Here is a 23345-nt window from a genome sequence, read left to right as displayed (position 1 = left end):
CTGTTGTTAGTTTATCAAATAATGTATAAGAGTCTAAAGCTTTTACTGAACAGGCTATTGGCTACAGCCTGATACGGGAATGACCTATGCCAGGCATAGCACTAGTTCAAATTGTAGTATCAAGTCTGTGGGCAAGGAAGGTAATAATACGAAACCGCGATCGTTAAACTGCTTCTTGTCGAGGTGGTTATGGCCGCTATGTCAACAAGCATTATACTAACACAATATCTTACAAAAAGATAGTTTTGCCAACCGGTGTGATGTACACGTCACCGTTTCTTGCTAACAATCTACTACAGCTTTTGTTAGCTTATGCCCTTCAGGCTATCGGGCGGGCTTTAGGGGCGCATTAATACGCTGCCCGACAAGCTATCGGGGGAGTCGATGCATAAGAAAGCGACCAAACGGCTGAGGAGTGCCAGTTTAGCAACAGTACAAACAACGTAAGATACTTTACTATTCGAGTTTAGCTCAAAAGCCGCGTTCAGTTCTGGCTGACGCGGCTTTTGCCACTTGAGGGAATGATAAAGGAACAAACTACGACAGGTACTTGCGTAGCATCCAGGCCATCTTCTCGTGAGCCTCCATCAGACCCGTCAGGAAGTCAGCCGTACCCGCATCCTTCAATTCTTCGTCGCATTTGTCGACATCCTCACGTAGCTCGCGGGTGATCTGCTCGTGGTCGGCCAGGAGCCGTTCAAACATGTTTACCGTTTTTACTTCACCACTATGGTCTTCTTCCAGGCTAGTGCTACCTACGAAATCGGCCATGGTTGAGAGCGGTTTGCCGCCCAGCGTCCGGATACGTTCGGCCACCTGGTCGATGATTTCTTCGAGTTCTTTGTACTGTTCTTCGAAAAACTCGTGATACTCTTTGAAACTTGGCCCAGCCACATTCCAGTGGTACTTACGAGTTTTAATATACAGAACATGCAGATCAGCCAGGTAAGCGTTGAGCAGTTCGTTGTCTTGTTTCAGGACGTCCTGTTCGAGGCCAATGTTTGGCTTTATGTTCTTTACGGCCTTTTCCTGTGTCTCCGGTTTGTTTAGATCGGTAGTCATAACAATGAGTATGTATGTAATATTTTGATAACCCGCCTGGACTAAAATTGTTACCAGAAGTTGCCTAACTGCTAGTCTATTGACCAACTATTCGTCTTATTTAATGCAATCTTAAGATCAACGCAGGAGTGTGACCCTCAGTGGCGATCTAAGGGAGTTCAAGAATAATTTTACCTATGTGCTCGCTGCTGGCCATTAACTGCTGCGCCTGAGCGGCTTCTGAAAGGGGAAGGCGCCGGTAAACAACAGGTTTCAGTCGGCCATCGGTTAGCAGAGGCCAGACCTGCTTTTCGACATCGGTGACCAATGCCGCCTTAAAATCAGCTCCCCGGGGCTTAAGCATGCTGCCGCTAAGCGTTATCCGCTTCTGCATTAAGGTCGGGATGTGAATTTGACTTTTGGCCCCTTGCATTGAATTGATAAACATTAGCCGCCCGTCCATAGCGAGCAAACGCAGGTTTTTGGGTGTGTAATCGCCACCAACCATATCAAGTACTACGTTGATCTTCGCGTCGGCCAGGGCTTGCTCAAAATCGCTGGATTTATAATTGACACATTTGACGGCTCCAATCTGTTCGCAGAATGCACACTTCTCGTCGCTGCCCGCCGTTGCGTAAGCATTCGCGCCAAATGCTTTGGCTAATTGGATGGCCGTTACGCCAATGCCACTACTTCCACCATGCACCAGCAAGTTTTCTCCGCTTGTCAGATGGCCCCACTGAAAGACGGTAGACCAGACAGTGAGCACTGTTTCGGGTAAGGATGCGGCTTCTGCAAACGTCAGATCGGGGGGAACTGGCAGACAGTGACGTTCGTCGACGGCTACGTATTCAGCGTAGCCTCCTCCGCTAATCAGAGCACATACAACATTGCCAGTCTGCCAACGGCTCACATTGGGACCGCAGGCTTCAATAATTCCAGCGACTTCGAGGCCAGGAATCTGCCCACTTGGGTCTGATCCGTAACCGCCCTGCCGTTGGTGAATGTCGCTGCGGTTGACTCCGGCGGCCCGGACCCGAATCAATACTTGGCCGCTGGCTGGTTGTGAGGTAGAGCGCTCCTGTAGCTCAAGAACAGATGCATCGCCAGGACGCGTTATAACGATTGCTTTCATACATCAATAACTATAACAAGCCAATTTTGATGGGAAAGCCTGTGCCGGAGTCGTTCACAGACAAAAACAATGTATAAGAAAACGGGTATGTTTATAGTATCCGATGACCGCGTCCGGTGGGGGAGCCGTGATGTATGCCCAGAAAGCCGTCCAGGATATAACACCAGAAGAACGTTATGAATCCAGCAACTCAGTCTATCAATGATGCAAATGCAGCCGTGCGTGAGCAGTTGGTAGCCTTATTAACGGGCAGCAATGCTCACCAGTCGTTTGACACTGCTATCAAGAATTTACCCGCTTCGTTACGTGGAGTGAAACCAGAAAAATTACCTTACAGCATCTGGCAATTGGTTGATCACATCCGGATTGCCCAATGGGATATTCTGGAGTTTTCGCGGGATGACACTCATCAATCGCCACCCTGGCCTGCCGGATACTGGCCAACGGAGGTGGCACCCGCTGATGATATGGTCTGGGATAACGCCGTAGAACAGATTCGGCAGGACCGGGATGCCTTTGTGGCGTTGCTGAACGATTTGGAGCGCGATTTGTACGCGCCCTTTGCGTACGGCGATGGGCAAAACTTACTGCGAGAAGCTTTGTTGATTGCCGATCACACCGCTTACCATGTCGGGGAAATAATTATCGTTCGGCGGCTGCTAAACGCGTGGGAAAGTTGATGTGAGTAATATGTAGGGTGTATGATCAACTCAGTAAGCTTGCGAACACCTCTTTGGCATACACTAAATCCTGCTTGTGGGCTTCAATGGGCCCCATTGTATTAGGCGAGTCTTTTTCCAGACATTGTTCCAACACCAGCAATGGGCGAACACCCTGCGCTTTGAGGTCGGCAGCTAGGCGTCGGTAATCAATGTCGCCGTCGGTAAAGATTTCCTGCCAGATGCCACCTTTCGACTGGCGGATATGTACTTCAACGATACGCTTGCCATACAGTTTCACCACATCAAACAGGGCGATCTGTGAGTTACCGGAGCCACGATATACCCAGTGTGCGTCCAGACAAAGCGATACGTTCTTAGGATCGGAGGCTAGCAGCATATGGTGAAATTCGCGGGCGGCCTGGCGATGTTCGGGCGCGTGCGTATGGTAGGCTAGCGTAAGGCCGCGTTTGCGGAGCTCGGCCCCGAGCCGGTCGAGGTTCTTGGCCTGCTCCATGAGGTCGGCATCCGATTTATCGTCTTCGCTGCCCCACTTGATCGGGCTTGGATTGGTTACGATGATTGTTGTGCCGAGTGGCTTGGCCGCATCTGCAATGGCCAGCACCGAATCAATCGATTTTTGGGCTTCGTCGGCTCGGTGGAGGGTACTATTTACGTAGAGCGACGGCATGCTCAATCGGTACTTCGGCAGATAAGGGGCTAGTTTCTTAACCTCATCTGCCGTGTTGAACGATGGCTCATACGCCGTCAGACCTGCCTGAGTAAACTCCGTTAACGATGCATCGGGGTTAGCCATCCATTGTTTTTTCTCTCGCCCGTAAAATGTGTTCCAGGTGTAAGCGTTGCACGAAATGGGTTGCGGCCTCGCAACGGCACCCGCTCGTAGTTGTTGATTGTCAGTTAACAACGTAGCGCCGGTAAGAGCAGTGAGTGAGGAGAGAAAATGGCGACGGCTGGAGGACATGAAAAGTTGAGGGCTGGTTATTTACCGCACGAAACGTACGTTTTTTTCGTCATAAATACCAAGCCCTTCGTGCTCTGTTAAGAATAATCATCCATCGGCTGCAAACTGCATTTTCAGTACGTTCATAGCAGGGCCGACAGCGTTAGGCCTGCCTCCGGTCCACGTTAGTTTCGGCTTCAATACGTTTTGCCAGTGTTTAATGTCTGAGAGGTCTGTGCGCAGGCTTCCTTTAAAAAAGCCATCTTGCGAATAGAAATACAGGCAATTGACAACAGGGTTGTAAGCAGAAGGACCAATCATCTGACCACCTGTCCAGGTAGTTCCTGTTTGCGTTTGCTTTTTACCGGTTGTTGGGTCAATAAATTCAGCCTTGACGGGCGTTTCTCGATTTTCGGATAATAACATCATTCTACCAACGCCATCTTTAAACGTGATGATGCTCCCATGAACCAGTATCATATGGGCCAGTCCTCCCGACATATAAACGCTTTGCTGATCTTCACAGAATGCACTTACCGGGTTCATCGTCATCTGTACACAATCAGTTTGTACGTTAGAAAAAGCTCGTTAAAAAGCTCGTTTAACCGTATTTACCATGATATAATATATTTAGAAAAGGTTTAGTGGCTATTACCCCCGCCACCGGGCGTCTCAATTCGGATTCGCTCGCCTGCCTGCATGGCTCGCGTGAAAATGCCTGGTAGGTCTTCCGAGTTACCGTCCGCATGAATCAGCATCTGACGACCGGTTTGGCCTGGTTCTCCACCGTTCAGGCCGTAGGGCGCTACAACCCGGTGTTGGCTCAGGAGTGTGGCCTGCACCGGCTCCAGAAACTCAATCTCGCGAAGGATGCCGTCGCCACCTTTCCACCGATTTGTCGGACCGCTGCCAGCTCCACCTGAGCCAGCCCGGATAGCAAATTGATGAAGCCGCACGGGGTAGCGTCGTTCAAATTCTTCGGGGTCGGTAAGTTTGGTATTTGTCATGTGCTGATGCACCGCCGAGCGGCCGTCTGCGCCAGTCGTTGCCCCGGCACCCCCACCGATGGTTTCATAATAACCGAATGTACCATTGCCAAACAGAAAATTGTTCATCGTGCCCTGACTACAGGCTGCTAATCCCAAGGCTTTCAACAGCGTATCAACCAGCCGCTGACTCACTTCGGTATTCCCACCTACTACGGCCGGGCATTCGGTTGGCTGATCAGAGAAAATAGGATTCAGGAACGATGATTCGGGTAAGACCAACGTAACGGGAGCCATGAGTCCCTCATTCAAGGGGATGTCTTTATCGACCCAAAGCCGTAACACGTAAAGGACAGCGCTGTATAAAATCGAGGTGTTGGCATTGAGGTTGTTGGGGTGAACGCCCGAGGTGCCGGTGAAATCGAACGTAATACTTTCATTGTTCACTGCCAGTTTTACCTGAATGGTATGTCCGTCGTCGAGCGCTTCTTCAGCTGCGAAAGTCTGCCCGTTCAGCGGTTCTAAAACGGTGGCAATGGCTCTGGTTGCTGACTCTTGCAGTTGCCTCATGTAGTGATGAACCGTTGACAGACCATGTTGCCTGACCAGGTTGCGCAGTGCCGTTTCGCCAGCTCGTAACGATGCCAGCGCGGCTTCAATATCGGCCCTGTTTTCGGCTAAGGCCCGGGTTGGATACCGGCTGTCGGTAAAATGTCGTTGTACGCCCGTTGGCCCGTCCCAGTGCAACTCACCGGTCTTCACTATGTACATAGGTTCTAACACAACCCCTTCTTCCACCAATGAAGTCGCGTCGGGAGGCATTGAACCAGGTACTTTGCCACCGATTTCAGCGTGGTGAGCGCGGTTGATGACGTAACCAATTAATTCGCCCTCGTCCGTAAATACCCCACTGAGTAAGGTTACGTCGGGGAGGTGTGAGCCTCCGTATTTTGGGTGGTTTGTGATGACTACATCGCCGGGACCAATAGATAATTTCTCCAATACCAATCGCGCACATACGCCCAGGCTTCCCAAATGCACTGGAATATGGGGCGCATTGGCTACCAAAGCCGCCCCAGCATCAAGCAGGGCACAGGAGTAGTCAAGTCGTTCTTTAATGTTTACGGAGAACGCCGTTCGTTGTAATTGCGCACCCATCTCTTGGGCTATGCCACGGAAACGCTGTGTGAACAGTTCAAGCTGAATGACGTCGTTTGTGGAGCTACTGCCAACCTCGGTAGTAGAGTGGGCGAGGGGAGCGCCCTCCACGTCTTCGATATAGTCAACAACGGCGTTTTTGTTCGGCTGTACAACGAGCCTCCAGCCGGCTTCAATAAAGGCCGACGACGTTGTGTTGAGGAGTAGGGCAGGCCCTCGGAACGTATCGCCTTCCTGGAGTTGCGTCCAGTCGTAGGCCGGATAGGCATCTGTTTCAAGAGATGGCACAGCATGGCGGTGGCTCACCGGCCGCCCACTGACTGGGTCTGGGCTGGCAGCGGTCCCGACAATCACCCGGATGCTTTCTACCTCGATGGGCCTCGGCTGCCCGTTGGAATCAACCGGAAAGTGGCCGTAGAGGTGTTGATACGCCTTGCGAAACGATTCTTCCACTAGCCCTGGATTTAAACCCGCGGCTACTGGAAGAGGGAGTGCTGTTTCCTGCCCTTGCAAACGTAAGAACATCAGTACTGATTGCACATGAACTGGCGTCTCGCTGCCAATGTCCTGCTGTAATTCTGAACGTGCCTGCTGACTTAGCCGGTCAATCAAGTCAGGTAACTCAGCGCCGACGTCGGTCAGTAAGCGTAGCACCGACCGCGAGGCCATGCGTTCAATTTGTGCCTGACCGATGCCGTAGGCGCTCAATAAGCCGCCATCGAAGGGGAGAATCAGTTGTTCCATCCCCAGCAAGTGAGCGATGGCACAACCATGCAACCCACCGGCACCCCCAAACACAAGTAAGCTGTACTCCGTTGGGTCGAAACCTCGTGCTACCGAAATCCTGCGTAGGGCACCTGCCATTGTTTCGTTCGCGATCCGCTCAAAGCCACGTAGTAGCTCCGTAGCTCCGACAGGCCTGTCGGAGCTACGGAGTTGCGCCATTACTTCCTGTAAGGCCGCTTCTGCTTTTTCTAAAAACACCGGAATACCAAATTGGCCTGAATGTAGTTTGCCTAGTAATAAGTTGACATCTGTAAGGGTTAAGGGGCCACCGGCACCGTAGCAAGCCGGACCGGGATTGGCTGCGGCACTTTGTGGCCCTACACGTAATTGCGAGCCATCAAACCAGCAAACCGAACCGCCCCCGGCCGCTACTGTTTCAATGGCTAGTGATGGAAGCTGTAAATCGAATGGAGCAATCCGGGTGACGAATTGATAGTCAACGTTGCCGTTGTAATGAGCGGCATCGGTGCTGGTGCCGCCCATGTCGAAAGTCAACACGTGATCAATGCCGAGTTGTTGGGCAATCGCTGCGGAGCCGATAATGCCCCCCGCTGGCCCACTTAACAAGCTGTCTTTAGGGCGGAACAGATCGGCTTTGACTAATCCCCCCGCACTTGTCATTATCCTGACCGGATGGTCCCGGACTGGATGGTCCCGGACCGGATGGTCTTCTTTCATCTGACCACCTAGTTGTGTTTGCACATTCGTTAAGTATGACCGAAGCGCTGGGGTTAGATAAGCGTCTACTACCGCCGTCTGCGTTCTTGCTACGTAACCTGGGGCTGTAGATACGTCCGTAGACAGCGTTATAAGTGAAAAGCCTGCCCGGGAAACCACATCCAGAAGCTGACGTTCGTGCGTTGGGTTTCGGTAAGCGTTCATAAACGAAATCGCTATCGCGTCGGGCTTGCTTTTACCCAGCTGCTCAAGGGCGTCAGCAATTGTCTGTTCCGACAAAGGAGTAATAATCTCGCCATCAGCAGCCATGCGCTCATCGATCTCAATAACCGTGTCATAGAGCACTTCGGCAGGCGGAATGGCTAATTGGAATAAGTCGGGGCGCTGCTGGGTGCCAATTTGAAGAAGGTCTTTGAAGCCTTTTGTGACCAGCAAGGCAACCCGCCCGCCTTTACGTTCCAGGAGGGCGTTAGTTCCTTTGGTGGTTCCAAGCCGCATCTCCAAAGCAGGAAAGGGCTGATCTATGGGCGTTCTGGTAAGTAGGCGAGTCGCCAGGATAGGGGCTTCTTCGCCGGTGAACAGTTCAATGGTTTGTGCCATTGAGCTCTTGTTCGGATCAGAGTGCGCGCCTGTATGATCAGCTTTGCTGATGGCCAGCGTCCCATCCGTTTGTAACGAAACAACTTTATACTTTTCGTCCGTTCCAACTATGCGGAGTTCGTAGCCGTCGAAGATAGGAGTGGTTAGCCAGGGCGCTTCTACTTTGCCATTCACCAGGCGGCCACGCAACCGACTACTACTGAGAACTTTTGTTCGATGGAGAATGCCGTTTGGGTCTCGGGCAAGACCGTCCGTAAAAGTGCCGCCGGTGTCAATCCAGATTTGCCACATAAGGTTCATGGATGGAGCTGACTTCGTGAAACCGAAAGCACCATCAGGTAGACTAATTGATGATCGTGATACTGGCCTGTCGGTATGCGTTCACAACGTCGGGTTTCGCTTCGTTGTCTGTAACCAATACGTCGAACAGGCTCAGGGGCGCAAAATAGAAGTATTTGTTGGTTTCTAACTTCGACGAGTCACAAAGTAGGTATGTTTTCGCCGATTGCCGGGCCATCGTTATGGCGGTGCTGGCTTCCTTTTCGCTATGGGCGCTCAACCCATTCTGAAGCGAGATGCCATCGACTCCAATAAAAGCCCGGTTCGCCCGGTAACGAGCCATGTGTTCCTCCGCCATTAATCCGTGCACGGCCTGCCGCTCTTTATCCACTTCGCCCCCAACCAGATTCACCGAAACCTCCGATGACATCAGTTCTGCCACAACCGGCAACGAGTTTGTTACGACAGTGACACGTTTGTTTCTGATAAACTGACAAAGCCGAAACACCGTACTGCCGCAATCCATAAACAAGACGTCGCCCTCCTGAATCTCCTGCGCGGCCAGTTGACAGATATAATCTTTTAGCCCGGCATTAACGGCGGTCTTGTTGGCGAACCGATGCGTATCTGTCGCCAGACTCACCTTCATAGCCCCGCCATGCGTTCGATAAATCAGTCCCGAAGCGGCTAATTGCGTTAAATCCCGCCGGACAGTCATCTCCGAAGTTTGCAGCAAATCGGCGAGTTCATGGACCTCAGCAGAGCCCCGCTCTTCGACCGTTTGTACAATTAACCGCTTTCGATGTTGAAAATTCATAGAGATTGATTTGCTTTGTTCAAAAATAAACAATTTCAAACAAAAATAAACAATATGGCTAATGAACGAGTACAAATAACAGAGGAGAAGCTGCTTTCCGACAACTGGTACACCTTAAAGCGGTTTACGTTCAATTATCTCAGCAAAAACGGGCAATGGACAACCCAACAGCGCGAAGCTTATGATCGGGGTAATGGGGCAACGATTTTGCTTCACAATCCAGAAACGAACCGAGTAATTCTGACCCGGCAATTCCGCCTGCCGACGTTTGTGAATGGTAATCCAACTGGTATGTTAATTGAAGCCTGTGCCGGACTGCTGGACGATGAACACCCCGACGATGCTATCCGGCGGGAAACCGAAGAAGAGACCGGCTACCGAATTCAGTCTGTGCAAAAAGTAATGGAAGCCTACATGAGCCCTGGATCAGTAACGGAGAAGCTGTTCTTTTACATCGCCCAATACACCGCCGATACCGAGCGGCAGGCAGGGGGTGGTATTGATGAAGAAGAGATAGATATACTGGAACTGCCTGTCAGTGAAGCATTGGCCATGGTTGACAGTGGTGAGATTATGGACGGCAAAACCATCATGCTGCTGCAATATTTGCGGTTACGACAACTGACTACCATGAATTAACTGGCGGGAGCATCCTGGCTACGTCATATTGGTACGCTAACCTGGAGTGCTCTCAGCTCTGACCTGCTGGCGACCTTACTTTGGATACAACAACCAGCGATTAGGCTACTTTTCTCCTCGTGAGGCTGCTGACATTTGTGGTGTTGATTAACCACATAAAAAAGCAAATGAACAGTATCCAAAAAACTCAACTGGGTAGCCAGGGGCTTGTTGTTCCATTAGTGGGGCTGGGCTGCATGGGCATGACTAAGATTAATGGAGCCGATATTTACGGTCAGGCCGATGAATCGGAAGCTATTGCTACCATTCACCGTTCGTTAGAATTGGGCGGCAACTTTCTGGACACGGCCGATCTCTACGGCCCGCTGGAAAACGAACGACTCGTGGCTAAAGCGATTAAAGGAAACCGCGATCGGTACGTCATCGCCACTAAATTCGGTTTCGAGATTGACGACAATGAGCAGCTGACCTGGCAATTCAACGGACAGCCAGCCTACGTAAAGAAAGCGGCTGAACGTTCCCTGAAAAACCTTGGCACCGATTACATCGACCTGTATTACCTGCACCGTCTAGATCCGAACACGCCCATTGAAGAGACAGTTGGCGCCATGGCCGAACTCGTAACAGAAGGTAAGGTGCGGTACATCGGCCTTTCGGAGGTATCGTCGGAAACGATTCGAAAAGCGCACAGCGTTCATCCGTTGACGGCGGTACAAACCGAGTATTCGTTGTTCGAGCGTGAAGTGGAAGAAGCAGGCATCATGAATACACTCAACGAGCTTGGTATCGGCTTGGTAGCGTACTCGCCGTTGGGCAGAGGCTTCATCTCGGGAGACATTAAAAGCCCGGCCGATTTTGCGGATGATGATTTCAGAAGAGGAATTCCCCGGTTTCAGGGTGAGCAGTTTTACAAAAATCTGGAGCTGGTAAACGAGATTAAAAAGCTATCCGCCGAAAAGGAAGCTACGCCATCGCAGTTGGCCATTGCCTGGGCCATCGCAAAAGGCTCATTGCCAATTCCAGGTACGAAACGCGTTAAATACGTCGAGCAGAATTTGGCCGCAGCTAACATTACGTTGAGCGCAGACGACCTGGCCCGTTTAGAAGCCATTATTCCGTTGGGAGCATCGGTAGGTGCCCGCTACGACGAAGTGGGCATGACGTGGATAGATAAGTAAGGGATGCAGAACCAACCGGAAGAGCTTCGTGTACTAACGGTAGCTCTTCCGGTTGATTTATACGACATATCTATGAAAAAAATAGCGAATACGCCCTACGTTATCAAATCAATTTCTGAATTGCATCGCCTGCTGTCGCTCCCTAAACCAGAGCATCCGTTGGTTAGTATGATCAACTTAAGTGATCTGAGAGAGTCCTGCCTGGAGCTGATGGGTAGTTTCGTCTATAGTTTTTACTCAATCTGTATCAAAAAAGACTTCAAGGGAAAGCTAAAATATGGGCAGCAGTATTACGACTTCGACGAAGGAACCATGACCTTCTTTTCGCCCGGTCAGGTAATCTCAACCGATGCTACTGACGAGCAGGCACTTAACGGCTGGTGGCTGGTCGTTCATCCTGATTTTATTCAAAATTATCCGTTAGCCAGGCGTATTAAAGAGTACGGATTCTTCTCGTACGCGGTGAATGAAGCCCTGCATCTCTCCGAGAAAGAAGAAGCCATGATCACGTCCATCATGAAGAACATCGAGCTGGAATATCGCTCCGCAATTGATACGTTCAGCCAGGATGTCATACTATCGCACATTGACTTGCTGCTTACGTATTCCAATCGGTTCTATAACCGGCAGTTCATTACCCGTAAGCAGGCCAGTAACGACTTACTGATTCGTGTTGAAGAACTGCTTACTAATTATTTTAACAGCGACGAAGTCAAGAAATCAGGGCTTCCTACGGTTCATTACCTGGCCGATCAACTCTATCTTTCTCCCAGTTATCTGAGCGATTCGTTACGGGCACTAACCGGGCAAAGTACCCAGCAGCATATCCACAACAAGCTGATTGATAAGGCTAAAGAAATATTGAGCACTACGTCTTTATCGGTGAGTGAAATAGCGTATCAACTCGGCTTCGAATACCCACAATCGTTCAGTAAGCTCTTCAAGAACAAGACGAACGTATCACCGCTTGAGTTCAGGCACTCGTTTAACTGACCGTTATCATTTTCGCAACTTCGCCCCGGCTTCTATTTACTATCCTTGAGATTGGTGGAAGTCGAGGGCGTTTGTCGTAAGCACTTTGGCCGAGCGTGAAAGCTACGGATGTATCTGCTGAATGGGCCGTTGGGTAAGCTTGGGTCATTTTAATGAAAAGAACAGAAAAATTGATAATCTTTCATTTTTATAACCTCTATTATCTATATGAAATTTAAGTACAACTGGCTGCTAGTGGCGTTTTGTGCGGTTTATGTGAGCTGTGCACCCCTTAAAAAGAAGACGGGAGATTCTAATTCCTTACCGGCAACCGCCCTGCAACCTTACGGCCGATTTGTAATTAACCAAGATCAGAACCTGGAAATGGTGAGTTCGGCCATGCACTTTGGGTTTAGTTTTAAAGGTAAACAGTGCCAGCTATTTGCCTCTATTCCAAACGCCGGTGGGCACAATTATTTGCAATACGAGTTAGACGGCGTGTATCAAAAACGCATTAAAGTAGCCACAACCAGCAACGACCCCATTCTCATTACTGCACCAACAGAAGGCAACCATACCGTATGGATTTACAAAGCTACTGAAGCCCATACCGGACCCATCATTATCCAGAAAATTACGGGGGATAACCTAAAATCCCTGCGGGAAGATAAAGGGCCACTCATTGAATTTATTGGTAATAGTATTACCTGTGGGGCAGCGGCAGACCCTTCGGAGGTGCCTTGCGGGAGTGGTCAGTATCATGACCAGCATAATGCCTATATGGCGTATGGTCCCCGAGTGGCCAAAGCTCTGGGGGCGCGGTTTGTGCTGAGCAGCGTAAGCGGCATTGGCGTGTATCGGAACTGGAACAGCAACGGTCCTACCATGCCGGAGGTATACGAGAAAGTTGACTTTCAGGCCAGAAATCCAACGCGCTGGGATTTTAAGATGTTTACCCCGCAAGTGGTCAGCATCGCCTTAGGAACGAACGATCTCAGCCAGGGCGATGGTAAAAAAGAACGCCTGCCTTTTGATAGTGCGAGTTATGTTAGTACTTACGTAACGTTTGTTCAGGTGGTGAAATCGAAGTACCCAAAAGCGCAAATTGCATTGCTGAGCAGTCCAATGATAAATGGGAAGAATCGGGAAAAGCTGCAAAACTGTTTAACGGCCGTGAAAACGGCTATTGATGCTGCCAGCCCATCCGATAAACCCGTAGCCCTGCATTTTTTTCAGCCCATGCGTGCCAGAGGTTGTAGTGGCCACCCTAATGTGGAAGACCACGGGATTCTGGCCCAGGAGCTTCTTCCATTTTTCAGGCAATTGGTGAAGTAAATATTCTCGCACAGGCCATAACGGCTGAGCAGTTAATTAAGGCGAAGTATTCTCACTCATACGCTTTACAAAGCCAGCAGAATCCATCTGGCATACATTGGGCATACCCTTTAATAAGAACCGGTCAAGATTTAGTCGTGTATTCAAACAGCCGGCAAAGTTTCAGGGCATTACCAACGAGCTGCGTATCGATAAAACAATTAATGACTGGTTGTGGGCCATTCATCGGTCTACTCTCACGGCTTGTTCAATTTTACTTGGTCTGTTGTTGCTGATGGTGTTGTTTCGTTCAACTTTTTTGAATCGGGCTACTGCTAATCACCTTCAACTGATCCATGAAACATTTAAGTATTGGCTTACTCTGCGGTATCATCAGCTACATGCTCATGACCACGGTCAGCTACATTATGATCATGCGCTTTTCGTCAAATATGTACGACCGCCAGGTTGAAGCCGCAACAACAAGCGCTATCATTCTGGGGCCACTGGGGGGTATTCTGGCTTTTGTGGCAGGCTACTTATGGTCTAAAGATGTTTCCTACGCCCGTTAACGAATAACGGTGTATGGAACGTGCATTACCCTGGTTTTACGCGACAAGTTAGACACAGTGTCTAAGCTGTAATCACTGATTCCAATCCGGCAAAAATCACTTTCCGCAAATAAGCAGAAAGTTCATGTGATAAGCGGAAGGCTAAGTTTTGATCACTGAGCTCGTAAGAAGACAAGGGTACTGGTAGTTTCAATTAAGTAGCAAATTATATAGCCGAAATAAAATCTACGGCATCAGGTAAGCTTCCAATGCCGTAGATAGTCCTGTTATTTTTTTAGATGAATTGTTCTGAAGGGTACCTGTAGGGAAGTAACGATACTTGCTTCCATCCTCTGACTAAAAGCAAAGATTCACATCTTTAAAGTTTTCACGAATTCCTGTCGAAGCTAGTCTGTAATACAGTACATACGCTCACGACACGGGCTGGTCAGCATAATGGTAAGAGCCGCAACGGCGGACGTCAGCCCATGTTTTCTGCATCCAGGCACTTGCTGAGCCATAGAGTCTATGCAATATACCGAAGAGTACAGGAGAGCTGATTTAGATTATTCCATTCTTTTGTAAACTAATTCGTAGACTCTTCGCATGAAACGACTTGCCCTTTTGCTGGTGACCTTATTCGCTTTGGGGAGTGGGAACGCGCAGATCATCCGCCAGCCCATTCCCGACAAGCTTGTCGTGCTGACCTTCGATGATGCCAGCATCAGCCACGCCCGGTTCGTGGCTCCGGTGCTCAAGCGATACGGCTTCGGCGGTACGTTCTTTATCTGCGAGTTTCCGCCCAATTTCTTTGATAAGAGCAAGTACATGAGCTGGGCGCAAATCCGGGAGTTAGATCGCATGGGCTTCGAAATCGGTAACCATACCCTCACGCACAAGCACGTCAACAAACTTACGCGGGAGCAATTTACGGCTGAGCTGGATTCGCTGGAGTTTCGCTGTCTGACGTACGGCATCACCCACCCAACTACCTTTGCTTACCCCGGCTACGACACTCATCCAACGGCTTTTTCGGTACTTAAAGAAAAAAACTATGCGTTCGCCCGCGTCGGTGGCAGCCGGACCTATGACCCCACTACCGATCATCCATTTCTGATTCCCAGCTTCAGCACAACCGGTACGGATAAACAACGCGTACTAGCGGCTTTACAGGAAGCTAAAAACGGGAAAATCGTTGTGCTGACTATCCATGGCGTCCCCGATAATGCGCACGACTGGGTGACTACACCCCCCGACCTCTTTCTGGAATATATGAAGTTTCTGCATGATAATCGGTATACGGTTATTGCACTCCGTGATCTGGCTGCTTACGTAAACGTAGAGCAGGCATTCACGACCATCGCGCTCAAACCCTAACCTGCCTGACGTAATGAAAACGATTGTTTACCTCCTAAGCAGCGCCCTCGCGTTATTGAGTGTTCGGGTACAGGCCCAACCCAGGTTGGAAACTGGTTCGCAGAAGCCGATGCCTGCGGAATGGATTGACAAGGATACCGGCCACAAACTCGTTCGCCTGACTCAATTAGAGGGTAACAATGAAAGTTTCTATTTCCATAATAATCCTTTCGTGAAGCAACGGGCGGGTGAGGGCGACAAGATGGTGTTCTACAACACGACACCAACCGGCAAGCGGCTATATGCCCTCAATCTAAGGACCTTGCAGGCCGAGCCGCTTAGTAGTGAATCAGGTCGCGCCAGTGGTGAAATTGTAGCACCAAAGCGGAGAGAAGTGATCTACCAGCGTCAGGACAGCGTGTTTGCCACGCATGTTGATACTAAAAAAACACGGCTGGTCTACGTCTTTCCCGCTGACTTTAAAGCCAGTATTTCAACGCTCAATGCGGATGAGACCGTACTGGCCGGGTCGCGTGGGGGAGAGGCCGCCCGCGAAATCCTGAGAAAATACCCCGAAAAGAAAGACTTCTTCCCCCGCATTTTCGAAGCAAAGGTGCCGCATGAGCTCTTCACGATCAATACACAGACGGGCGAACTAAAGAAGATTCATCAGGAAAACACCTGGCTGGGGCACGTACAATTCTCGCCGACGGACCCCGATCTGCTCATGTTCTGCCACGAAGGTCCCTGGCATTTGGTCGACCGTATCTGGCACATTAGCCTGAAATCCGGGGCGGTAAAACTAATGCACAAGCGTTCGATGGACGGCGAAATTGCGGGCCATGAGTTCTTTAGCCGTGATGGAAAAACGATCTGGTTCGATCTGCAAAAACCACGGGGTGAAACGTTTTACCTGGCCGGGTCGGATGTGGCAACGGGTAAAGAAACGGTCTACGAAATGACCCGCGACGAGTGGTCGATCCACTTCAACATCTCGCCCGATCAGAAACTCTTCGCGGGCGACGGTGGCGACCCTGGTCAGGTAGCCAAAGCCAGGGACGGCATGTGGCTGTACTTATTCCGGCCCGAAGGCGATACGCTCAAATCGGAGCGGTTGGTCAATATGAAGCATCACGGCTATAAGCTGGAGCCGAATGTACACTTCTCGCCCGACGGGAAATGGATCATCTTCCGGGCCAACTTTGAAGGGAAAAGCCAGGTTTACGCGGTCGAAATTGCCAAAGCAAACTCATGAGCGCAAATCGCAGCAACCGCACCCTTGTGTGGCTGGGCATCGTAGAAGCGTAAGTGTATGAGAAGCCAGCCAACGTAGTTCAAACAACATCGCAACCAGGAAAAAAGTAGTAAATAAGGCTCAACAGCCACTTACACGTTAATTGACCCAGGAATACAACATGAAAAAAGTACCTACAATTGCCCACCGACTACTCACCGTTGGCTGTTTGCTGGCAACGGCCTTGCCGCTACAGGCCCAGAAGCTGCCGCCCAAGAAGGAAATCCTCCAGAAAATGACGGTTGCCAACGACTACTTTATGAAGAAGTGGCCCGACACGGGTAAGGAAATTGTCACCAACAAAACCCGCCCCAGCAACATCTGGACGCGGGCCGTGTACTACGAGGGGCTGATGGCGTTGTACGGTATCGACAAACAAAAACGGTATTACGACTACGCGGTGGATTGGGGTGAAAAGCACAAATGGGGTATGCGCAGTGGCCCTAAAACCCGCAACGCCGACGACCAATGCTGCGGTCAGACATACATCGACTTATACCTGATCGATAAAAAGCCGGAGCGTATTCGCGACATTAAAGCATCCATCGATTCGATGGTGGCCAGCCCGAAAGTAGACGACTGGAACTGGATTGACGCTTTGCAAATGGCCATGCCGATCTTCGCGAAGTTCGGTGTGATGTACAATAAGCCCGAGTACTTCGAGAAGATGTACCAGATCTACAATTACTCGAAGGTGTCGCACGGTGGCAAGGGACTTTACAATCCGGAAGATGGTTTGTGGTGGCGGGACAAGGATTTCGTGCCGCCATACAAAGAACCGAACGGCCAGGACTGCTACTGGTCGCGGGGGAACGGCTGGGTCGTGGCCGCACTGGTGCGGGTGCTCGATAGTATGCCGAAGGACGCTCCGCACCGCGACGAATACCAGAAAACGTATTTAGAAATGATGCGGGCATTGCCCAAACTGCAACGGCCGGATGGCTTCTGGAACGTCAGCCTGCACGACCCGACTAACTTCGGAGGCAAGGAATTAACCGGGACGGCGCTGTTCGCCTACGGGATGGCCTGGGGCATTCGCAACGGCCTGCTCGACAAGAAACAGTACGAGCCAATCGTGAGTAAAGCCTGGAATGCTATGGCCAACGAGTGCGTCGACCCGACCGGTCGACTGGGCTACGTGCAGGGAACGGGTAAAGAGCCGAAAGACGGTCAGCCGGTCACCTACGACAGCGTGCCTGATTTTGAGGATTACGGTTTGGGCTGTTTTCTGCTGGCGGGCAGCGAAGTGTATAAGTTATAGAATAACGTGAATAATGGATGGGTGTAAACGTAATTGGTTAAATATCAGCTATTTGCTGTAGGGACTTTTGTCATCCCGACGCCAGAAGGGATCTTACTGTATCCTAACCCTCAAGTCAGTATGCTTTAAGATTCCTCCTGGCGTCGGGATAACAAAAATTGACCGTTTGTGGCCCCTCAATGAGCCATTATTCACGTTAGGATGGTAGCCAAACGAGATATGAAAAAACAAATAACGAATGCCCTGCTTCTGGCAATGTTAGCAACCGGTCAGGCCGCCTACTGCCAACCCAAATGGCCGACCATCACCCAGCAGACCAAACCCTGGACCCGCTGGTGGTGGATGGGCAGCGCGGTCAACGATAAAGACCTGACCAGCCTGCTGGAGCAATACCAGAAGGCTGGTTTGGGCGGGGTCGAGATTACACCTATTTACGGCGTTAAAGGCGAAGAAAAACAGTTTATCCCGTTCCTGTCGCCGACCTGGATGGACCGCCTGACGCACACCCTGACCGAAGCGAACCGGCTCGGTATGGGCGTCGATCTGGCGCAGGCATCGGGCTGGCCGTTTGGGGGACCTTGGGTTACGGCCGCTGACGCCTGCAAGTACGTCGCTTATCAGACATATACGGTTAAAGGTGGGGAGCAGTTGGCCGACGCCGTTACGTACGTGCAAAAACCAATCGTTCGAACGGTGGGCGAAAAGATCGACATTAAGCAGTTAGTCGAGCCCATCACCAAAAACTCTGACCTGCAATTGCATGCGTTTGATCAGGTGCGCTTCGAGAAACCATTGCCGCTGCAATCGCTCATGGCGTACCCTGAGCAGGGAGAAGCCATTGACCTGACCAGCAAAGTAGATGCCAGTGGCAAGCTGAACTGGACGGCGCCACAAGGTGGAAACTGGACGCTATACGCCGTTTTTCAGGGCTGGCACGGCAAGATGGTCGAGCGGGCCGGACCGGGCGGGGAGGGGGACGTGATCGACCACTTCTCTAAAACGGCGACGCAGCATTACCTCCAGCGATTCGACGAAGCCTTCAAAGGGCGTGACCTGAAATCGCTGCGGGCGTTTTTCAACGATTCTTACGAGGTAGACGATGCGCAGGGCGAAGGCAACTGGACCCCGGCCCTGTTTGCTGAATTTCAGAAACGGCGCGGTTATGACCTGCGTCAGCATCTGCCCGCCCTATTCGGCAAAGCGTTGCCCGGCAAGGACAAAGAGGACATGAACAAGCGGGTGTTAAGCGATTACCGGGAAACGATCTCGGAACTGGTGCTCGAAAACTACACCAAAACCTGGAGCGACTGGGCCAAAGGAAAGGGGAAGATCATCCGCAACCAGGCTCACGGCTCACCGGCCAACATTCTCGATCTCTACGCCATAACCGACATTCCCGAAATTGAAGGAACGGAGCTGCTGCGCATCAAATTCGCGTCGTCGGCGGCTAACGTGACCGGCAAAAAGCTGACCTCGTCGGAGTCGGCCACCTGGGATAACGAGCACTTCCTGTCAAAGCTCAGCGACATCAAAAAGGACATGGACCGCTTCCTGCTTGGTGGGGTGAACCATACGTTTTACCACGGCACCAACTACTCGCCCCAGAGCGCGGCCTGGCCCGGCTGGTTATTCTACGCGGCCGTTCATTTTAACCCCAACAATACGTTCTGGACGGATTTTGGCAAGCTGAACCAGTACGTTGCCCGTTGCCAGTCGTTTCTCCAGGCCGGAAAACCGAACAACGATGTGCTGGTGTACCTGCCCATTTACGACGCCTACACCCGACCCGGTAAAGTACTTCTGCAACATTTCGACGGTATCGACCATGGCTTTAAGGGACTGCCCGTTGAGAAACACGCAGAAACACTTTTGGAGAAAGGTTACGGCTTTGATTTTATCTCGGATAAACAACTGATGAACGTAACGGCTTCTGGCAAAGAACTCCAGACGGGCGGCAACACGTACCAGACGATTCTGGTGCCGGAGGCTCAATACATGCCGCTGGCTACGTTCAACCAGCTTTACAAGCTTGCGCAGAACGGTGCCAGAGTGGTGTTTGTCAATAGCCTACCGGAGGATGTATCAGGTCTAAGCGACCTGGACAATAAGCGAAGTGCGTTCAGGAAATTGGTGGGGCAGCTGCGTTTTGCGGATACGGGGAAGGGCAATGTTCAGAAAGCATCGGTTGGAAGAGGAGCTATGCTGGTTGGGAAAGACATTGATCAACTACTAGCAGCTGCGGAAGTGAAGCGGGAAGCCCTGGTAGACAACGGGCTACAGTATATCCGGCGACGACACGATAAAGGTCACTATTATTTTATCGCCAACTGGAGCGATAAAGCCGTGGATGGCTGGGTGCCTCTCCAGACGTCGGCAAAGTCAGTCGCTCTGTATAACCCAATGACGGAAAAGCTGGGCATGGCTCAGCACAAGATAGCGAATGGTGCAAACGAAGTGTACCTTCAATTGGCTCCGGGCGAATCGTGCGTTTTGGAAACCAGTGAATTAGTAGTCAACGGTCCGGCCTATGCCTACGTAAAGCCAGCCGGACAACCGCAGGAAATTAAAGGAAACTGGAATATCAGGTTTGTATCGGGTGGTCCAGAATTGCCTAAGCCTATACAGACCGACAAACTGGGGTCATGGACGAAAGAAGAAGGGGATGCCGTAAAGAAGTTCTCGGGGACTGCTGATTATACAATCACGTTCCCAAAGCCAACCGGTACCAGCGATAGCTGGTTGCTCGATTTGGGCCAGGTGGCCGAAAGCGCCCGGGTGCTACTAAACGGGAAGCCACTCGGAACGTTGATTGGTCCGACCTATCAGCTCGTTATTCCGAACAATCAATTGAAAGAAAGCAACACGTTAACGGTCAGCGTATCAAACAGTATGGCTAACCGGATTATTGACCTCGACAAGAATCATGTAAACTGGAAGAAGTTTTACAACATCAACATGTCGGCCCGGTTGAAAGAGGATCGGGACGAAAATGGAAACTTTACGGCTGAGCGCTGGTCACCAAAAGAGTCCGGTCTGCTAGGGCCCGTAACGCTGACTCCAGTTGGGTCGTTAGCGGGTAATGGCGTGTCGGTGAAAGGTGAGTAGGGAGGGCGTTTGGCTGGGCATAGTCTCACGACTGTGCCCGAGCGTGATCCGGTCTCCGACCGGTCTGTTTAATTAATAGAAATAAACCGGTCGGAGACCGGGTAACGCCCGAGCGGAGTCTGGAGACTCCGCTCAACTAAGGTTGTTGTGGAAACGCGACTGCAATGGCCTCTTGCTGAGGTATAAGCACTGAAGAAGCAGGTTTAGGCCCCATTGGGGCATCTGCCAATGCAGTACGTTTGCGCCATTTGGCTACTGTCTTGGGATTAATGCTATGGCGTTTGGCTATGGTCAATAGACTGTCCTGACTACGTTGGATGGCCGCTCCTACTACCGCCGTTGTTCGGGCGCTACCGTGAAGTAATTGTCTCATAAATTACTGCGAAATTTGAGCAGTGAAGATACACCATCACACTCTGGGACTATACACCTAATATATTAGGCAAATTATTACCATATAACAGATTTGGATCGTCGTTTGTCCGCTAACGATTACTGCTTTATGAAATACGTTTATTGGTTGATACTCGGGTTAGTTTGTAGTTGGAACGCTGATAGTTTCGCGCAGACTGGGGATACAGACAAAGACTGGCGAGTTGTTTCAGTAGCTAATCATCAAAAGAGCCAATGGTTAATTGGCGGTGGAGGCACCGTATTTGGTCTCACCGCCAAGGCAGGAAAGTTTGTTGCCGATCGTACTTGGATTGGCATAAGCGGAGAAGCAACTGTTTTTTCTGAAGCGCGTGTTGAGCTGGGGGCTTTTGCTCGCTACTACTTATGGGAAGGTGGTTTTGTCTCGGGCTTCGCAGAAGCCGGGGTTTCTTATGGGCAATTTCGCGAAATTTTAGACAGTGACCAGGTTGGGCCTCCTCGACTCTCATACAGTCCCAAACTAACGGCTGGTTTTGGCCTCGAGTTGCCTATTTATCGACGGGTGTCCTTGGAGGGCGTATCTAGAATTGGGCAATTGACGGAGACTAATTGGGTTCAGCCAAGTTTTCAAGGATCAATTAACTTTTATTTCACCCGGTAAAAAGGCATTTACCAATTGTTCATGGTGGGTAGTCACTATTTTGTTGAATCCCACTTTACGCTCCCGCTTGAGACAAAGAAGTATTCATGTATTTGCTCATTAACTTGGGCGTTTACAATAGCACTTTTTGGAGTCACAGGATATTTTGGCCGCATGGGTAACGCCTAGTGCTTAGGGGTAGCTACGCGGGGAAAGGGAAAACTACCGCCCCGACGAATCAGCGTGGCGTTTAAGGATTAGTTCTTCCTTGTTGGCTCCGGGGTGGTCCGACCTAAAAGAGCCCTCAGCTTTTTCCGCGTTGCGGGCGTTTCTTTCAGCGAAAGAGATTTCTGGAAATTGGCTATGGCACTCATGGTGTCTTTCTTGGCCACAAAGTAATCCCCATACGCATCATAGGCGTTGAAACTGGCTGGGTAATTGGCCACATTGAGTTTGAATAGACTTTCGGCTTTTTTAAACTTCTTCTGGGAGACCATATACTGGCCCAGTTCATTGACTAAACTTTCCGGGGGCTTCACAGGATAGCCCAGCTGCCTGCTGGCGGTAGTAAAATGGGTTGTCAGTTTATCGGCTAATTGGGTATTATCTTCCTCATAGTCCTGGTCGGTCAGCTTTAATGTGTAGGCATCAAAAATGAAATGGAGTGCGTCGTATGCTGTGATGAGTGGCACGGAGCTATGGTCTTCGAGATCGTAGTATTTCCCTTGGTAGCGTAACCCGGTTTGTCTATTGATCTTCAGTAAACGGTTCAGGGCTAAGATGGAGCGAATATGTCTGGTAGCACCACTCGTATCGGCCTGTACCCGTAAGGTATCCATCGCCGACTCCATCGTATTGGCAATTCCCAAAAATAAGGCTTTTCCCCCATATTGCTGGCTGGCGATGACCTGCTTCGCGGTATTGAGCAGCTTTTGATCAGCCCACCACATACTCGGGTCAATGGCCACGTAGGCGTTAAACAGGTTGGAGTGATGAATGAGCGTGTTGATGACCAGCAGCCCACCCAGCGAATGCCCGATGAATACTCTGTAGGGCTCCGTGGGATACAGCGAGTCAATGTAGGGAATCAGCTCGTGTTCGATGAATGCGGTGAATGTCTCCCCTCCGCCCGAGTTCTTGCGTCTTGTACTGTCGGCCGCCGACGGAATCATTCCGCCCCCCGGTGTGGGTGTCAGATCCCGTTGCCGATTGGTATTGGGAATCCCCACCACGATCATTTCCGGGCAAATCGTGTTGCCATTGACGGTACTGAGTTGGTCAATCATGCCCACCACCGACGAAAAGTGGCTGGTTCCATCCAGCAGATAAACCACCGGGTAACGTCGTTTGGCATACACCCCGTTTTGGTCGCTATCGGGGATATGTACCCAGATTTTACGTTTCTCGTTGAGAATTTTTGAGGAAATACTGTCGATGTGGCCAATAACGATGTTGTTGTTTTGAGCTTGTGCCAAATAGGATACGGTAACAAACACCGATAGTAGGATTGGATGCCAGCGCGTGATTCTCATAATCCGCAAAAAGAGTGGTTAACTATTA

Annotated in this window: 18 protein-coding genes and 1 pseudogene; 11 read left to right on the top strand and 8 right to left on the bottom strand. The window is 50.6% G+C overall.

Annotation, left to right across the window (positions count from 1 at the left end; all coding sequences use genetic code 11):
• Positions 1-537: 537 nt before the first annotated feature.
• Together ACFSUS_RS00340 and ACFSUS_RS00335 are read right to left on the bottom strand one after the other, a co-directional pair.
• The gene (locus ACFSUS_RS00340; protein ID WP_381517466.1) at positions 538-1062 is read right to left on the bottom strand and encodes a Dps family protein; all 525 of its coding nucleotides are present in this window, start codon (positions 1060-1062) and stop codon (positions 538-540) included.
• Between the two features lie 148 nt (positions 1063-1210).
• A complete protein-coding gene (locus ACFSUS_RS00335) occupies positions 1211-2176 on the bottom strand; it encodes an NAD(P)H-quinone oxidoreductase (protein ID WP_381517463.1) in 966 nt (321 codons plus the stop codon).
• Between the two features lie 176 nt (positions 2177-2352).
• Between ACFSUS_RS00335 and ACFSUS_RS00330 the strand changes: the two genes are divergently transcribed.
• Complete coding sequence (locus tag ACFSUS_RS00330) at positions 2353-2856, top strand: DinB family protein (RefSeq protein WP_381517460.1); 504 nt, start codon at positions 2353-2355, stop codon at positions 2854-2856.
• Between the two features lie 25 nt (positions 2857-2881).
• Here the strand turns inward: ACFSUS_RS00330 and ACFSUS_RS00325 are convergent, their stop codons facing one another.
• The 4 genes from ACFSUS_RS00325 to ACFSUS_RS00310 form a co-directional block, all read right to left on the bottom strand.
• Complete coding sequence (locus tag ACFSUS_RS00325) at positions 2882-3820, bottom strand: sugar phosphate isomerase/epimerase family protein (protein WP_381517457.1); 939 nt, start codon at positions 3818-3820, stop codon at positions 2882-2884.
• Positions 3821-3907: 87 nt separating this feature from the next.
• A complete protein-coding gene (locus tag ACFSUS_RS00320) occupies positions 3908-4351 on the bottom strand; it encodes a hypothetical protein (RefSeq protein ID WP_381517455.1) in 444 nt (147 codons plus the stop codon).
• Positions 4352-4440: 89 nt separating this feature from the next.
• Positions 4441-8298: a hydantoinase B/oxoprolinase family protein gene (locus tag ACFSUS_RS00315; RefSeq protein WP_381519136.1), complete on the bottom strand. Its 3858-nt coding sequence runs from the start codon at positions 8296-8298 to the stop codon at positions 4441-4443.
• A 52-nt stretch (positions 8299-8350) separates the two neighbouring features.
• Positions 8351-9130 (bottom strand): DeoR/GlpR family DNA-binding transcription regulator, encoded by a 780-nt coding sequence (locus ACFSUS_RS00310; protein WP_456243007.1) that lies wholly within the window; start codon positions 9128-9130, stop codon positions 8351-8353.
• A gap of 27 nt (positions 9131-9157) precedes the next feature.
• Between ACFSUS_RS00310 and nudK the strand changes: the two genes are divergently transcribed.
• From nudK to ACFSUS_RS00265, 9 genes are all read left to right on the top strand, one after another.
• Positions 9158-9742 (top strand): GDP-mannose pyrophosphatase NudK, encoded by a 585-nt coding sequence (gene nudK / locus ACFSUS_RS00305; RefSeq protein ID WP_381517449.1) that lies wholly within the window; start codon positions 9158-9160, stop codon positions 9740-9742.
• Between the two features lie 167 nt (positions 9743-9909).
• Entirely contained in the window at positions 9910-10920 is a 1011-nt protein-coding gene (locus ACFSUS_RS00300) for an aldo/keto reductase (RefSeq protein WP_381517446.1), read from the top strand.
• Between the two features lie 72 nt (positions 10921-10992).
• Entirely contained in the window at positions 10993-11913 is a 921-nt protein-coding gene (locus ACFSUS_RS00295; RefSeq protein WP_381517443.1) for a helix-turn-helix domain-containing protein, read from the top strand.
• 207 nt (positions 11914-12120) lie between these two features.
• Positions 12121-13227 carry an SGNH/GDSL hydrolase family protein gene (locus ACFSUS_RS00290; protein WP_381517441.1) on the top strand — a complete coding sequence of 369 codons (1107 nt, stop codon included), beginning with the start codon at positions 12121-12123 and terminating at the stop codon, positions 13225-13227.
• Between the two features lie 335 nt (positions 13228-13562).
• Positions 13563-13778: a hypothetical protein gene (locus ACFSUS_RS00285; RefSeq protein WP_381517438.1), complete on the top strand. Its 216-nt coding sequence runs from the start codon at positions 13563-13565 to the stop codon at positions 13776-13778.
• 585 nt (positions 13779-14363) lie between these two features.
• Positions 14364-15134 carry a polysaccharide deacetylase family protein gene (locus ACFSUS_RS00280; protein ID WP_381517436.1) on the top strand — a complete coding sequence of 257 codons (771 nt, stop codon included), beginning with the start codon at positions 14364-14366 and terminating at the stop codon, positions 15132-15134.
• 13 nt (positions 15135-15147) lie between these two features.
• Positions 15148-16368: an oligogalacturonate lyase family protein gene (locus ACFSUS_RS00275; protein WP_381517433.1), complete on the top strand. Its 1221-nt coding sequence runs from the start codon at positions 15148-15150 to the stop codon at positions 16366-16368.
• Between the two features lie 160 nt (positions 16369-16528).
• Complete coding sequence (locus ACFSUS_RS00270) at positions 16529-17668, top strand: glycoside hydrolase family 88/105 protein (RefSeq protein WP_381517430.1); 1140 nt, start codon at positions 16529-16531, stop codon at positions 17666-17668.
• A gap of 219 nt (positions 17669-17887) precedes the next feature.
• Positions 17888-20773, top strand: a complete 2886-nt coding sequence (locus tag ACFSUS_RS00265) for a glycosyl hydrolase (protein ID WP_381517427.1) — start codon at positions 17888-17890, stop codon at positions 20771-20773.
• A 151-nt stretch (positions 20774-20924) separates the two neighbouring features.
• On the opposite strand, the pseudogene ACFSUS_RS00260 reads toward ACFSUS_RS00265, so the two are convergent.
• A pseudogene (locus tag ACFSUS_RS00260) lies at positions 20925-21146 on the bottom strand (IS481 family transposase); the annotation flags it as partial.
• A gap of 129 nt (positions 21147-21275) precedes the next feature.
• On the opposite strand from ACFSUS_RS00260, the gene ACFSUS_RS00255 reads away from it, so the two are divergent.
• Positions 21276-21806 (top strand): hypothetical protein, encoded by a 531-nt coding sequence (locus ACFSUS_RS00255; RefSeq protein WP_381517425.1) that lies wholly within the window; start codon positions 21276-21278, stop codon positions 21804-21806.
• Positions 21807-22042: 236 nt separating this feature from the next.
• Here ACFSUS_RS00255 and ACFSUS_RS00250 read toward each other — a convergent pair whose 3' ends face one another.
• Positions 22043-23317: an alpha/beta hydrolase-fold protein gene (locus tag ACFSUS_RS00250; protein WP_381517422.1), complete on the bottom strand. Its 1275-nt coding sequence runs from the start codon at positions 23315-23317 to the stop codon at positions 22043-22045.
• Positions 23318-23345 lie beyond the last annotated feature (28 nt).

This window comes from Spirosoma soli (genome assembly GCF_042684525.1).
Taxonomy (GTDB): domain Bacteria; phylum Bacteroidota; class Bacteroidia; order Cytophagales; family Spirosomataceae; genus Spirosoma; species Spirosoma soli.
Note: the sequence above shows the minus strand (reverse complement) of the source record. Positions and strands in the feature narration are given on the sequence as shown.

Coding starts and splice junctions, on each gene's coding strand:
- ACFSUS_RS00340 (WP_381517466.1), bottom strand. CDS start 1,062: ATGACTACCGATCTAAACAAACCGGAGACACAGGAAAAGGCCGTAAAG.
- ACFSUS_RS00335 (WP_381517463.1), bottom strand. CDS start 2,176: ATGAAAGCAATCGTTATAACGCGTCCTGGCGATGCATCTGTTCTTGAG.
- ACFSUS_RS00330 (WP_381517460.1), top strand. CDS start 2,353: ATGAATCCAGCAACTCAGTCTATCAATGATGCAAATGCAGCCGTGCGT.
- ACFSUS_RS00325 (WP_381517457.1), bottom strand. CDS start 3,820: ATGTCCTCCAGCCGTCGCCATTTTCTCTCCTCACTCACTGCTCTTACC.
- ACFSUS_RS00320 (WP_381517455.1), bottom strand. CDS start 4,351: ATGACGATGAACCCGGTAAGTGCATTCTGTGAAGATCAGCAAAGCGTT.
- ACFSUS_RS00315 (WP_381519136.1), bottom strand. CDS start 8,298: ATGTGGCAAATCTGGATTGACACCGGCGGCACTTTTACGGACGGTCTT.
- nudK (WP_381517449.1), top strand. CDS start 9,158: ATGGCTAATGAACGAGTACAAATAACAGAGGAGAAGCTGCTTTCCGAC.
- ACFSUS_RS00300 (WP_381517446.1), top strand. CDS start 9,910: ATGAACAGTATCCAAAAAACTCAACTGGGTAGCCAGGGGCTTGTTGTT.
- ACFSUS_RS00295 (WP_381517443.1), top strand. CDS start 10,993: ATGAAAAAAATAGCGAATACGCCCTACGTTATCAAATCAATTTCTGAA.
- ACFSUS_RS00290 (WP_381517441.1), top strand. CDS start 12,121: ATGAAATTTAAGTACAACTGGCTGCTAGTGGCGTTTTGTGCGGTTTAT.
- ACFSUS_RS00285 (WP_381517438.1), top strand. CDS start 13,563: ATGAAACATTTAAGTATTGGCTTACTCTGCGGTATCATCAGCTACATG.
- ACFSUS_RS00280 (WP_381517436.1), top strand. CDS start 14,364: ATGAAACGACTTGCCCTTTTGCTGGTGACCTTATTCGCTTTGGGGAGT.
- ACFSUS_RS00275 (WP_381517433.1), top strand. CDS start 15,148: ATGAAAACGATTGTTTACCTCCTAAGCAGCGCCCTCGCGTTATTGAGT.
- ACFSUS_RS00270 (WP_381517430.1), top strand. CDS start 16,529: ATGAAAAAAGTACCTACAATTGCCCACCGACTACTCACCGTTGGCTGT.
- ACFSUS_RS00265 (WP_381517427.1), top strand. CDS start 17,888: ATGAAAAAACAAATAACGAATGCCCTGCTTCTGGCAATGTTAGCAACC.
- ACFSUS_RS00255 (WP_381517425.1), top strand. CDS start 21,276: ATGAAATACGTTTATTGGTTGATACTCGGGTTAGTTTGTAGTTGGAAC.
- ACFSUS_RS00250 (WP_381517422.1), bottom strand. CDS start 23,317: ATGAGAATCACGCGCTGGCATCCAATCCTACTATCGGTGTTTGTTACC.